At 74.8% G+C, this 13,468-nt stretch carries 11 protein-coding genes; 9 read left to right on the top strand and 2 right to left on the bottom strand.

The window, feature by feature from the left end:
- Positions 1-34: 34 nt before the first annotated feature.
- On the bottom strand, positions 35-676 hold the full coding sequence (locus tag BMW99_RS07905; protein WP_069462098.1) for a TetR/AcrR family transcriptional regulator: 642 nt from the start codon (positions 674-676) through the stop codon (positions 35-37).
- A 154-nt stretch (positions 677-830) separates the two neighbouring features.
- On the bottom strand, positions 831-1,169 hold the full coding sequence (locus tag BMW99_RS07900) for a hypothetical protein (protein WP_069462099.1): 339 nt from the start codon (positions 1,167-1,169) through the stop codon (positions 831-833).
- 109 nt (positions 1,170-1,278) lie between these two features.
- On the opposite strand from BMW99_RS07900, the gene BMW99_RS07895 reads away from it, so the two are divergent.
- The 9 genes from BMW99_RS07895 (at position 1,279) to BMW99_RS39970 (ending at position 13,405) form a co-directional block, all read left to right on the top strand.
- Positions 1,279-2,295, top strand: a complete 1,017-nt coding sequence (locus BMW99_RS07895) for an alpha/beta fold hydrolase (protein ID WP_069462100.1) — start codon at positions 1,279-1,281, stop codon at positions 2,293-2,295.
- Positions 2,296-2,303: 8 nt separating this feature from the next.
- A complete protein-coding gene (locus BMW99_RS07890; protein ID WP_245791284.1) occupies positions 2,304-3,755 on the top strand; it encodes a DUF3152 domain-containing protein in 1,452 nt (483 codons plus the stop codon).
- A gap of 119 nt (positions 3,756-3,874) precedes the next feature.
- Positions 3,875-3,973 (top strand): Ms4533A family Cys-rich leader peptide, encoded by a 99-nt coding sequence (locus tag BMW99_RS42880; protein WP_322899636.1) that lies wholly within the window; start codon positions 3,875-3,877, stop codon positions 3,971-3,973.
- Positions 3,974-4,168: 195 nt separating this feature from the next.
- On the top strand, positions 4,169-5,887 hold the full coding sequence (locus BMW99_RS07885) for an ABC transporter substrate-binding protein (protein ID WP_069463305.1): 1,719 nt from the start codon (positions 4,169-4,171) through the stop codon (positions 5,885-5,887).
- A 4-nt stretch (positions 5,888-5,891) separates the two neighbouring features.
- Complete coding sequence (locus BMW99_RS07880; RefSeq protein WP_407640270.1) at positions 5,892-6,983, top strand: ABC transporter permease; 1,092 nt, start codon at positions 5,892-5,894, stop codon at positions 6,981-6,983.
- 5 nt (positions 6,984-6,988) lie between these two features.
- Positions 6,989-7,978, top strand: a complete 990-nt coding sequence (locus tag BMW99_RS07875; protein WP_069463306.1) for an ABC transporter permease — start codon at positions 6,989-6,991, stop codon at positions 7,976-7,978.
- Complete coding sequence (locus BMW99_RS07870) at positions 7,975-9,774, top strand: ABC transporter ATP-binding protein (protein WP_075016492.1); 1,800 nt, start codon at positions 7,975-7,977, stop codon at positions 9,772-9,774. The genes BMW99_RS07875 and BMW99_RS07870 overlap by 4 nt, the downstream gene beginning before the upstream one ends.
- Before the next feature lie 170 nt (positions 9,775-9,944).
- On the top strand, positions 9,945-11,618 hold the full coding sequence (locus tag BMW99_RS07865; protein WP_075016491.1) for a DUF3492 domain-containing protein: 1,674 nt from the start codon (positions 9,945-9,947) through the stop codon (positions 11,616-11,618).
- Entirely contained in the window at positions 11,615-13,405 is a 1,791-nt protein-coding gene (locus BMW99_RS39970; protein WP_107485343.1) for a hypothetical protein, read from the top strand. The genes BMW99_RS07865 and BMW99_RS39970 overlap by 4 nt, the downstream gene beginning before the upstream one ends.
- Positions 13,406-13,468: the final 63 nt, after the last annotated feature.

Below are 13,468 nucleotides of genomic sequence, written 5' to 3'. Positions count from 1 at the left end.
CCCGGCATCGGCCCGGCGGCGGCCCGGCGGCGGTCTAGTGGTGGCCTTCCGAGCCGTGGAGCGGGAAGCCGGCGATGCCGCGCCAGGCCAGGGAGGTGAGCAGCTGCACCGCGGTGTCGCGCGGGACCTGGCTCTCGCTGGCCAGCCAGTAGCGGGCCACGACCTGGGAGACGCCGCCCAGGCCCACCGCCAGCAGCATGGACTGCTCGCGGGCCAGCCCGGTGTCCTCGGCGATGACCTCGCTGATCGCCTCGGCGCACTGCAGCGACACCCGGTCCACGCGTTCGCGGACCGCCGGCTCGTTCGTCAGGTCGGACTCGAACACGAGCCGGAACGCGCCGCCCTCGTCCTCGACGTACGCGAAGTACGCGTCCATGGTCGCCTCGACGCGCTTCTTGTTGTCCGTGGTGGACGCCAGCGCCCCGCGCACCGAGGTCAGCAGCGCCTCGCAGTGCTGGTCGAGCAGCGCCAGGTACAGCTCGAGTTTGCCCGGGAAGTGCTGGTAGAGGACCGGCTTGCTGACCCCCGCCCGCTCGGCGATGTCGTCCATCGCGGCAGCGTGGTAGCCCTGCGCGACGAAGACCTCCTGGGCCGCCCCCAGCAGCTGCTCACGCCGCGCCCTGCGGGGCAGGCGGGTGCCGCGCGGCCGCGCCTGTGTCTGCTCGATGGCTGTCACGCCGCCTCCCAGTTCCGGTGAAAGAAGTGCACGTGGTGAAAGAAGTGAACGATGGACTGAACCACAGGGACACTGCGATGGCCATCGTACTTTTCGGTAACGATCCTGTGCGCCGTGTGGCCGGACATTCTCACTCCCTGAAACCGGTCACCGGTCACCGGTAGTCGTCCTCGTCCTCGACGACGACCCGGCGCTGTTCCGCGGTGTCGGCCGGGTCGGCCTCGCCGTCCCGGTCGGAGGACCGCGCGGTGGCCGGATCGTCGCGGCGCTGCTGCACCTCGGTGCGCTGCTCCGCGGTGTCGGCCTCCGGTGCCTCCAGGCCCAGGACCTCGTCGGACTCCTGCCGGGCGGTGTCGTCGTCGAGGCGGTCGGGGTCACCGGCCTCCCGGTCGGGGACCCGCGAGTCGCCGCCGCCCTCGGCGCCGTCGAGCGCGCTGCCTCGGCCGGCCCCGCCGGCCCTGCCGTCACGGATGTGCTCGATCCCGTCGGACATGGCGTCTCCGTTCCTTCCCCCTGATCCCAGGGTGCGCCCCTTCTGTCTTCTCACCACTTGTGGCACCGAACACACGGCCCCCCACGTGATCGTCTCGTAACATTGGCCCATGCCAACGACCGATTCCCCCCGCGCGGCCGTCGCACCGGCGACCGCTCCGCCCGCGGGACCGGTGCTCGCCGCAGGGGAGTCGGCCCGCACGGTCGCGCTGCCCGGCCTGGGACTGACGGTCCGCTCCGGGCCCGGGGGAACGGACCTGGAGCCGGCCCTGTGCGTGCACGGCCTGGGCGGCTCCTCGCAGAACTGGTCGGCGCTGATGGCCGGGCTCGGCGGAACCGTCGCGGCCGAGGCGCTGGACCTGCCGGGCTTCGGGCACTCCCCGCCGCCGGACGACGGCGACTACTCGATCGCCGGGCATGCCAGGGCCGTGGTGCGGTTGCTGGACCACGAGCGGCGCGGCCCGGTGCACCTGTTCGGCAACTCGATGGGCGGCGCGGTGGCCGTGAAGGTCGCCGCCGCCCGGCCCGACCTGGTGCGCACGCTGACGCTCGTCTCGCCGGCCCTGCCCGAGCTGCCGCCGCAGCGCACCGCGTGGCCGACCGGCCTCGCCTCGGTCCCGGGCCTCCCGCAGCTGTACATGCGGGCCACCCGCGACTGGCCGATAGAGCGCCGCACCGCGGCGCTGCTCTCCCTCTGCTACGGCGACCCGGGCGTGGTCGACGCCCGCGCCCGCGAGGCGGCGGCCGTGGAGTACCAGCGGCGGCTCGACCTGCCGTACTTCTGGGACGTGATGATCCGCTCGACCCGCGGCATCGTGAACGCCTACACCCTCGGCGGGCAGTACGCGCTGTGGCGCCAGGCCGAGCGGGTGCTCGCGCCGACGCTGCTGGTGTACGGCGGCCGGGACCAGCTGGTGTCGGTGAAGACCGCGCGCCGCGCGGCCCGCACCTTCCGCGACTCCCGGCTGCTGACCATTCCGGAGAGCGGCCACGTCGCGATGATGGAGCACCCGGACCTGGTGGCCAGGGCCTTCCGCGACCTGCTCCACGAGATCGACCACCGCGCGGCCCGCGACGAGGCCGGACGGCAGTACAGTCCGACGAGCACTGCGGCGACCGGGAGCTGATCGAGGGCGTGGGCAAGCACAGCGCGAGCGAGGGCAGCGAGGGCAGCGAGGACATCGGCGGCATCGGCGGCCCGGGGGGCGGCGGCGTGCCGCGGCCCGGCGGGTACCGGCCGCCGTCGGCGTTCGGCGCGCCCGGCACGGGCCGGCGCCGCCGCGGGGACGCGCTCGGTGACACCGGCGGGTTCGCGGTGGTCAGGCCCCGCGAGGCCGGCGGTCCGCCCCAGGCCCACCCCGAGCACCGCGAGCACGCCGCCTGGGGTTCCTCCGGCGACTGGCCCGCGCCCGGCGCGGGCCGTGGCCGCCGCCGCGACCTGCTGCCCGACCCCGTCGAGGAGTGGGCGGCGGACTGGGCGCCCTACGACACCGCCGCGGCGATGAACCCGCCGGCACCCCCGGCCGGTGCCGCGGGCCGGCTCGCGCCGCACACGCCCGGCCCGGGCCGGCTGGTGCCGCGCCCCCGGCAGGAGTTCGTCGACGCCTTCGATGCCTTCGATGCCTTCGATGCTTCCGAGGACCGCGCCCCCGCGCCCCCGCGCGGCGGCGTGGCCGCGCCTCCGCGCGTCGCCGCCCCGCCCCAGGGGCCCGGCGGCTTCCAGCACGACGCCGGTGACGGGCCGGACGACCCGTCGGACGGCAGGACCGACGGCGGCCGGAGCGGCGGCAAGGGCCGCGCCCTCGGCGGCGCCGCGGCCGCGGCGGTGGTCACCGTCCTCGCCGTGGTGGTCGGCGGCCAGGCCGCGGCCGGCAAGCACCACACCGGGAGCGGCTCGGGTCAGGACGATGCCGGGCGGTCCACCGCGGACGACGCGTCCCGCGCGCCGGTGCGCACCGCCACCCCGAGCGCGACGGTCACCGCCGCGCCCACGTACGACCAGCTGATGGACCGCCAGTACCCGCTGGACCCGAAGCTGAGCCTGACCGGCGCGTTCTCGACGGTGCCCGGGCACCAGGCCGCGCCTGGCAAGGGCAAGGTCATGACGTTCCGGGTGGACGTCGAGAAGGGGCTGCCGCTGGACCCGCGGCTGTTCTCCGACACGGTCTTCACGACCCTGAACGATCCGCGCAGTTGGGGCCACGGCGGGTCGATGACCTTCGAGCGGGTGTCGACCGGCCACGCGGACATCGTGGTGACGCTGGCGAGCCCGGGCACCACCGCGCGGTGGTGCGCGAAGTCCGGTCTGGACACCTCGGTCGAGAACGTGTCCTGTGACGCGGCGTCGACCCCGCGCACGATGATCAACGCCTACCGGTGGGCGCAGGGCGCCGCCACGTACGGCCCTTCGCGGATGCACGAGTACCGGCAGATGCTGATCAACCACGAGGTCGGGCACCGCCTCGGGCACAGCCACGTGGGCTGCCCCAAGGAGGGCGCGCTCGCCCCCGTGATGATGCAGCAGACCAAGTTCCTGTCCCTCGACGGCGGCCCCACCTGCAAGCCCAACGCCTGGCCGTTCCCCTAGCCCGGACGGCACCCCGGAGCGCCGCGCGCGGGTCCGGCGGCCGCGTCCATAAGTGATCCTTATCGCTTCTCTTGATGTCACTTTGACATTCGGGGGTGCTTCCCTGCACCCTTCTGACCATGTCGTTCCGCCACGCACTGTCGTCCCGCCACGCCGGCATCGAGCTGGCGCTCATCGGCGTGGCCGCGCACTGCGTCGCCGACGTGCACTGTCGGTGATCATTCCCGGCCCCGCCGCGTAGAGGAGCGCACCGCCCGCCTCCGCCGCCAGGCCGCTCCCGGCGAACCGTTCCGCCCTTCCCCTTCGCGCCCGCGCGGCCCCGTGCCGTGCCGTGCCGCGGAGGGGCTGCCGCCGCGCGGACGCCCCCTCTCGCTCCCCTCCTTCCTTCCGCTCTGCCTGTGAAAGGTCCCACGATGCGTCAACTGCCCCTCACGTCCCGCCGAATCGGCGTGATAGCCATTGGTCTGGCCCTTGCGGGAGGGGCCGTCGCCTGCGGCCCGAAGAGCGGCAGCGACGCGAAGTCCGGTGCCGACGCCCAGCCACACAAGGGCGGCACGCTGTACGTGCTGAACAACCAGGCGCAGGAGGACTTCGACCCCGCCCGCCTGTACACCTCCGGCGGCGGCAACATCCCCTCGCTCGTGTACCGCACCCTGACCACCCGCAACCGCGCCGACGGCGCCGCGGGCACCAAGGTCGTCCCGGACCTGGCCACCGACAACGGCCAGCCGAGCAAGGACGCGACGGTGTGGACGTACCACCTCAAGGACGGCCTGAAGTACGAGGACGGGTCGCCGATCACCACCGCCGACATCAAGTACGACATCGAGCGGTCGTTCGCCCCCGAACTGTCCGGCGGCGCCCCGTACCTGCGCGACTGGCTGGTCGGCGCGGCCTCCTACCAGGGCCCGTACAAGGACCCCAAGGGCCTGTCCGCGATCGAGACGCCCGACGCGAAGACCATCGTCTTCCACCTGAACAAGCCCGAGGGCGAGTTCCCGCTGCTGGCCACCCAGACGTCGTTCGCCCCGGTGCCCAAGTCCAAGGACACCGGCACCAAGTACGCCGAGCACCCGGTGTCCTCCGGCCCGTACAGCGTGGTGAGCAACGAGAACAACGGCGAGCACATCGTGCTCAAGCGCAACCCCAACTGGTCGGCGGCCACCGACGACCAGCGCAAGGCGTTCCCGGACACCATCGACGTCCAGTCCGGCATCGACCAGGCCGTGATCGACCAGCGGCTGTCCGCCGGCGTCGGCAAGGACGCGGACGCGGTCACCACCGACACCAACCTCGGCCCGGCCGAGCTCGCCAAGGTCACCGGCGACAAGTCCCTGGCCTCCCGCGTCGGCACCGGCCACTTCGGCTACACCGACTACATCGCCTTCAACCCGAAGGTGAAGCCGTTCGACAACCCGAAGGTGCGCGAGGCCATCGCCTACGCGGTCAACCGCACCACGGTCGTCAACGCGCAGGGCGGCTCCTCGCTCAACGAGGCGGCCACCACCTTCCTGCCGCAGCAGGCGGCGTTCGGCTACACGCCGTACGACCCGTTCCCGGCCGGCGCCACCGGCAACCCGGCGAAGGCCAAGGAGCTGCTGACGGAGGCCGGTTACCCGAACGGGCTGACCGTCACCCTCACGCACGACGTCACCAAGGGCGACGAGCAGGGCCCCGAGGTCGCCACCGCGCTGCAGGAGGCGCTCAAGGTCGCCGGCATCACCGTCAAGCTCGACGGCCAGGAGCACAACGCCTACAGCGACAAGATCCACAACGTGTCGTCCGAGCCCGGCTTCTTCCTGGCCGGCTGGGGCGCGGACTGGCCGTCCGGCGGCCCGTTCCTCGGCCCGATCTTCGACGGCCGGCAGATCGTCACCGGCGGCGACAACTTCAACAACGCCCAGCTGAACGACCCTTCGGTCAACAACGAGATCGACGCGATCAACAAGATCACCGACCTCAAGGCCGCCGCAGTCCGCTGGGGCGCGCTGGACAAGAAGATCGGCGAGCAGGCGCTGACCGTGCCGCTCTACCACCCGGTCTACAAGCGGCTGTACGGCAAGGACATCAAGAACGTCGTCATCAGCGACTGGACCGGTGTGCTGGACGTCTCCCAGGTCGCGGTGAAGTGACGCCGTGACGGTCGAGGACATCGCGACACAGTCCTTCGAGGGGGGAGCGGGCGCACTCGTGCCGGCTCCCCCCTCGGGGGCGCGGCAGGTCTGGCGGCGGCTGCGCGGACGGCCCGCGGCCCTGGCCGGCGGCGCGGTCATCGTGCTGCTGGTCCTGGTCGCGGTGGGCGCCCCGCTGCTCGCCGCGCTCGAAGGCCAGGACACCACCTCGTACCACGCCGGCCTGGTGGACTCCGCGTCCGGCGGCGTGCCGCTGGGCCACTTCGGCGGCGTCAGCGGATCCCACTGGCTCGGCGTCGAACCCGGTACCGGCCGCGACCTGTTCGCCCGGCTCGCCTACGGCGCCCGGGTCTCGCTGGGCGTCGCGTTCGGCGCCAGCGTGCTCCAGGTGCTGATCGGCGTGACCCTCGGGCTCGCCGCCGGCCTCGGCAACCGCTGGGTCGACGGGCTGCTCAGCCGCATCACCGACATCTTCGTCGTGATGCCCGCCCTGATCCTGGCCATCGCGCTGCTCGCGGTGGTGCCCGGCGGGTTCCCGCGCCCGGTGCTGCTGACGCTGGTGCTCGGCCTGCTCGCCTGGGGCGGCTTCGCCAAGATCGTCCGGGCCCAGGTGCTGGCCCAGAAGTCGCTGGACTACGTGGCCGCCTCACGGCTCGCCGGGTCCTCGCCCTGGCGCACCGCCCGGCGCGAGCTGCTGCCCGCGCTGGTGGCGCCCGTCCTCTCCTACGCGGCGGTCACCCTGCCCACCAACATCGTGTCCGAGGCGGGCCTGTCCTTCCTCGGCATCGGCGTCACCCCGCCCACCCCGTCCTGGGGCCAGATGCTGTCCAGCGCGACCACCTGGTACCAGGCCGACTCGGCGTACGTGCTGCTGCCGGCGGCGCTGCTGTTCGTCACCGTGCTCGCGTTCACCGTCTTCGCCGAGGGCGTCCGCGCCGCGCTCGACCCGCGCGCCGCCAGCCGGCTGCGGGTCGGCACCCGCGCCGGGCGCCGCGGCGGCGAGGTGGCCGCCGAGCCCGCCACGGCCCCCGCCGCGGACGGACCCGCCGGAAGCGCCCGCACCACCGGAACCCCGAACGGAGGTGGCACCGCGTGAACGGGCTGCCCGCCTTCCTCGTCCGCCGCGTCCTGCAGGCCGTGCTGGTGCTGCTGGTGCTGGCCGCCGTGCTCTACGCGGTGTTCTACCTCGCGCCCGGCGACGCCGCCCGGCTCGCCTGCGGCCCCAAGTGCTCGCCCGCCCAGGTCGCCCAGATCCGCGGGCAGATGGGTCTCGGCGACCCCGTCTACCTGCAGTTCTGGCACTTCCTGCAGGGCATCGTGACCGGCCACACCTACAGCACCGGCACCGGCTCGCTGCACTGCCCCGCGCCGTGCCTCGGCCAGTCGTACCGGACCGGCGAGCTGGTCACCCACCTGATCGGGGAGAAGCTGCCGGCGACCGCGTCCCTCGCGCTGGGCGCGATGGTGCTGTGGCTGGTCATCGGCGTGGGCACCGGCCTGGTGTCGGCGCTGCGGCGCGGCGGGATCACCGAACGGCTGCTCACCGGGTTCACCCTGGTCGGCGTGGCCACCCCGGTGTTCATCACCGGCATCCTGCTGCTGCTCGTCTTCTGCTCCTGGCTGCAGTGGCTGCCCTACCCCACGTACGTGCCGATCACCGACGACCCGCAGCAGTGGGCGTGGAACCTGCTGCTGCCGTGGCTCGCCCTCGCACTCGTCGAGGCCGCCAAGTACGCGCGGCTGACCCGCTCCTCGATGCTGGAGACACTCGCCGAGGACCACATCAGGACCTTCCGCGCCTACGGCGTCGGCGAGGGCGCCGTCGTGCGGCGGCACGCCCTGCGCGGCGCGCTCACCCCGGTGATCGCGCTGTCCGCGCTGGACCTCGGCACCATGTTCGGCGGCGCGCTGCTCACCGAGACCCTGTTCGGCATCCCCGGCCTCGGCCAGCAGCTCGTGCAGTCCGTGCAGATGAAGGACCTGCCGGTGGTCGTCGGGATCGTCCTGGTGATGGGCCTGGCCGTCGTCGTGGCCAACGCGGTGGCCGACGTCCTCTACGCGTTCGCCGACCGAAGGGTGGTACTGGCATGACGGCGGCATCCCGCGCCGCGACCGCGGCCCTCGTCGAGGTCGCGGACCTGCGCATCGAGTTCCCGACCGACGGCGGCGCCGTACGCGCCGTCGACGGCCTGGACTTCAGCCTCGGCGCCGGCCAGGCGCTCGGCCTCGTGGGCGAGTCGGGGTCCGGCAAGAGCGCCACCGCGTACGCGCTGCTCGGCCTGCACCGGGGAACCGGCGCGCGGGTCTCCGGCACCGTGCGCGTCGACGGCACCGACGTCCTGACCGCCACCGACGCGGAACTGCGGCGGCTGCGCGGCGGTGCGGCCGCCATGGTCTTCCAGGACCCGCTGTCGGCGCTCGACCCGTACTTCGCGATCGGCGACCAGATCGCCGAGGTGTACCGGGTGCACCACCGGGTGTCGAAGTCCGCGGCCCGCGCCCGCGCCGTCGAGGTGCTGGACCGGGTCGGCATCGCCGACGCGGCCCGCCGCTCCCGCTCCCGCCCGCACGAGTTCAGCGGCGGCATGCGGCAGCGCGCGCTGATCGCGATGGCGCTGGCGTGCGAGCCGAGGCTGCTCATCGCGGACGAGCCGACGACGGCGCTGGACGTCACCGTGCAGGCCCAGATCCTCGACCTGCTCCACGAGTTGCGCGCCGAGACGGGCATGGGACTGCTCCTGGTCACCCACGACCTCGGCGTGGTCGCCGGCAGCGTCGACCGGATCCTGGTCATGCGCGACGGCCGCGCGGTCGAGGGCGGCCCCGTCGGCACGGTGCTGTCCGCACCGTCCGCCGCCTACACCCGTGCCCTGCTGGCCGCCGTCCCGCGGCTCGACGGGCCCGCGGGCCCCGAGGGCCCGGCGGGCGCGGACGTCCCCGCGCAGGCGAAGCCGGTGGACGCGGCGGAGCCCGCGGCGGACGCGGCGGGCCTCGCGGTCGGGCCGGTGCCGACGCCGACTCCCGCGCTGCTCAAGGGCGGACCGGTCGCCGAGGACGGCGCGCTGCTCGTCGCGGAGGGCCTGCGGCGGGAGTTCAAGCGCGGCCGGCACGCGTTCACGGCGGTCGACGACGTCTCGCTCACCGTGCGCGCGGGCGAAACCCTGGGCGTGGTGGGGGAGTCGGGCTCCGGCAAGACGACCCTCGGCCGGATGCTCGTCCGGCTGCTGGATCCGACCCGGGGCCGCATCCACTACGGCGGTCGCGACATCGCCCCCCTCGGCGACCGGGCACTGCGGCCGTTGCGGCGCGAGCTGCAGATGGTCTTCCAGGACCCGGTCTCGTCCCTCAACCCCCGGCGCAGCATCGGCGAGTCGATCGCCGACCCGCTGCGCGCCGAGGGGAGGCTGAGCGACGCGGCCGTGGTCAGCCGGGTCAAGGACCTGCTGGAGCGGGTTGGTCTCGACCCGGACTGGTACCACCGCTACCCGCACGAGTTCAGCGGCGGCCAGCGGCAACGCGTGGGCATCGCAAGGGCGTTGGCCCCCGAGCCCAAGCTGATCGTGTGCGACGAGCCGGTGTCCGCGCTCGACGTCACCACGCAGGCGCAAGTCGTCGCACTGCTCGGCGAGTTGCAGCGCGACCTCGGACTGGCGCTGGTCTTCATCGCCCACGACCTGGCCGTGGTGCGGCAGGTCAGCGACCGGGTCGCGGTGATGCGCGGCGGCCGGATCGTGGAGTCCGGGACCGTGGACCAGGTGTACGACGCCCCCCGCGACCCGTACACCAAGGGCCTGCTGGCGGCCGTGCCGGTGCTCGATCCGGCGGAGGCCGCCGAGCGCCGGGAGAACCGGCGGGAACTGCGGAGCGTGATGGTGACCGCACCTTAAGTCACGCGAACGCGCTCGGCTGAGAGAAGTTACGTCTCTTCACCCCTTTTGGTGGCGCGGCGGACAACCGTCCGCCGCGCCACTGCCGTACCGGCATACCGTCGTCGCGCCGGGCAACGCCCGGCAGATGACCTCAACACCGGGCACTCGGCGCGAAAGGAGGCGTACCCGTGCGGATCGCACTGCTCACCGAGGGTGGGTACCCGTATGCGCGTGGTGAGGGGGGAGCGTGGTGCGACCGGCTCGTGCGCGGGCTGCCGCACCACGACTTCGACGTCTACGCGCTCAGCCGCTCGCCCCGCACCGAAGCGGGCGGGCAGGTCGCACCGCCCGAGCAGGTGCGGCGGGTGCTCACCGAACGGCTGTGGGGCGACCCGCCGCCCGACGACGCGGGCGACCGCTCCCGGGCCGCGCGCCGGGCCCGCGACGCGGCCTTCCGGTGGCACTACGGCGAGTTCACCGCCGCCCTCGCCGGCGGCCGGGACGCCGCACCGGCCGAGGAACGCGCCGAACGGTTCGCCGCCGGACTCTACGGACTGGCCGAGGCCGCCGCCGAACACGGCGGACTGCCGCGGCTGCTGACCGGCCACGACGCGCTGCTGACCCTGGAGACGGCGTGCCGCGCTCCGGGCGTGCGGCCGCTGCTCGGCGACATCACCGTCTCCGAACTCCTCACCGCCACCGCGTTGCTGGAACGGCAGCTGCGGCCCCTGTCGCTGCCCTGGTACGGCCCGGAGCACCTCGGCTCCGCGGACGTGTGCCACGCCGTGTCGGGCGGCCCCGCGATGCTGCCGGGCCTGCTGGCCAAACGGTTCTGCGGAACCCCGCTGATGGTCACCGAGTACACCGTGCGGCTGCGCGAGGCCCTGCTGGCCCACCGCGCGGCGGCGTTCACCCCCGCGGTCCGCGCGCTGCTCGGCACCTACCACCGCCTGCTGGCCGGCGAGGGCTACCGCACCGCCGCCCTCGTCACCCCCGGCTCCACGCACGTGCGGCGCTGGCAGGAGCGCTGCGGCGCGCCGCGCGAGCGGATGCGCACCGTCCACCCCGGGATCGACGCCACCCGGTTCGCCCGGGCCGGCGAGGCGGCGGAGGCGGAGGCCGCGGCGCCCGCCGCGCACGCCGACCCCACCGTCGCCTGGGTCGGCCGGGCCGAACCCGCCAAGGACCTGATCGCGCTGCTGCACGCGTTCCACGCGATACGCGAGGAGGAGCCGCAGGCACGGCTGCGGGTCTTCCACCTCCGCAGCGCCACCGAGGCCGCGGCCGCCTACCTGGAGCACTGCCGCACCCTGGCGGCCCAGCTGTTCCCCGACGAGGCGGCACACGCGCACGCGGTCGGCGAGAGCCCGGTCAGCTTCGAGGAGATCGGCTCGCCGGGGGCACCCGAACTCGCCGACGCCTACGCGGCGGGCGACGTCGTCGTGCTGTCCAGCAGCTCGGAGGGCTTTCCGCTGAGCCTCGTCGAGGCGATGCTCTGCGGCCGGCCCACCGTCTCCACGGACGTGGGCGCGGTCCGCGAGGTCATCGGCGGCACCGGCCTGGTCGTCGCGCCGCGCAACCCCAAGGCGCTCGCCGAGGCGACGCTGGCGCTGCTGCGCGGCCCCGAACGGGCGGCGCGGCTCGGCGCGGCGGCGCGCGAGCGGGCACTGGCCCTGTTCACGGTCACCACGTGTGTGGACGCGTTCCGCGAGAGCTACCTCGACGTGGTCGCCCACCACCCGGTGCCGCGCGAACCGCTGTGGTCCGCGGCCGGCGCGCCGCGGCCCTTCACCAGTCCCGCCGAGTCCTGGTCCCCGACCCGCCTGGCCCCGTCCCTGCTCACCGGAGAGCACCCCCGATGACCCCGCGACCCACCACCCCCGCAGACATCGCCCCCCTGCACCTCCCGCTGCCCGCCGCCGCCGACACGGCACCGGCCACCGCGCCCGAGCCCGCCGCCGTCCCCGGCGCGGCTGCCGGGTCCGCGACCTTCGCCGAACTGTGGGCCCGCGCGGGCGAGGCGCTCGCGGACGCGCCGGCCCCCGCACCCCCCGCCGAGCCGACCGCAGGACCGACCGCCGAGCCGCCCGCCGAGCCGACCGCCGACCAGGGCCCGGACGCTCCTCCCACGACGACCGTGCCGGACGAGGCGCTCACGGATGGCGAGCCTGCGGAGGCCGAGGCCGAGGCGGAGGACGCGGGCGCCGACCGGCCCGCGGGCGGCGACGGGGCCGCGGAGGGTTCGTCCGGCGGGGAGGCCGGATCGCCCGGCCGGCCCGACGCCTTCGCCGAACTCTGGGCCATGGTTGGCGACGCCGTCGAGGAGGCCCTGAGCGAGAACCGTCGCGCTGCCGGGCCGGACGCGGCTCCGCCGGAGGAACCCGGGGACGCGGACGGAAACGATCAGGAGAGTGCGCAGAAAGCGCCACCGACCGCCGAGGGGGTGGCCTCAGGTGAATCGATTTGGCACGCACGGAGTCACGCCCCGTCAGCGCCGGACGCGCGCGCCGATCCTGCGCCCTCCGTCCCGGATGCGGGTGGTCGTCCCGCAGCCGACGACGTCCTGTCGGCCGAGGCCGAGCCCGAGGACGAGGTCGAGGCCGTGACCGTCAGCGTGCCGGGCCCGCGTGCGCCCGGAGGTGAGCGGGGTGCGGCCGTCATGGCGCCGTCGGCACCGCGGGGCAAGGCGGCTGAACCGGCGGGCGGGCGGGCCGCTCCGGTGCGGGACGGTGCGGGGCCGGGGGAGCGCGCGGGCGGGGGGCGGGTGCGGCGGCGCGGGCCCGCGGACCCGGTGCGCCAGGTGATGCACCGCCACCAGACGCTCATCGCCGGCGCCGTGGACGTCTGGGAGATCGCCGCCGGCCTGGAGGCGCACGGCGTGACGGACGTGGACGCGCGCCGGCTCCGGCACCGCGACGTCTTCGGTCTCGCCGAGGAGCTGTACGCGCGGGTGCCGCGGGCCGGGCAGATCGCGGAGCCCGTGCAGGGGGAGCGGGAGGGCGCGTGGCTGCACCCGCCGCGCGCCGCGCGCTACCTGCTGCCGGGCGCGGTGTGCGCGGTGGCCGGCCGCTTCCTGCCGGCGGAGGCCGTCACGGCCCTCGTCCTCGTCGCCGCGTACGCGGTCCTGCGCCGGGGGCCGCTGCACGCACCGGGCAGATCCGCGGCCCTGTGGGTGTGCGGCCTGCTCGCCCTCACGTCCCCGACCGCGCCGGGCCTCGCCGCGAGCCTGGTACCCGCGGCGTACGGAGCGCACTGGTTCGCGGTGCGCTCCCGCGCCCAACTCGCCCCCAGCCACGGCCTGGACGACTTCGCCGACGCCGTCCGCCCGCGGCTGGCCGCCGTCCTGGCCGGCTACACCGCCGTGCTGGCCGCGCTGCTGGGCGCGGCCGGTCCGGTGGCCGCGCCGGCCGCCCTCGGACTGCTGCTGTTCGCCACCCGCCTGCTGGCCCTGCACGGACGGGCGGCCACCGCCGCGGCCGTGCTGGGCGCGGCCTGCGCGGCGGAGGCCCTGTACCGGCTGGCGACCGTGCTCGGGCCCGGTGGCCCGCGCGCCGGCGCGCACGCCCTGATCTGCGGTGCCGCCGCGGCGGTGGCCGTCGTGGCGGCGTTCCGCACCCTGTCCCGGGCCGCCGCCCACCGACCCACCTGACATCCGTACGCAGCACGAGACGTACGACCCACACCAGGAGAAAGACCCTTGACCACGCACTGC

The sequence above is a fragment of the Actinacidiphila rubida genome (assembly GCF_900110255.1).
Taxonomy (GTDB): domain Bacteria; phylum Actinomycetota; class Actinomycetes; order Streptomycetales; family Streptomycetaceae; genus Actinacidiphila; species Actinacidiphila rubida.
Note: the sequence above shows the minus strand (reverse complement) of the source record. Positions and strands in the feature narration are given on the sequence as shown.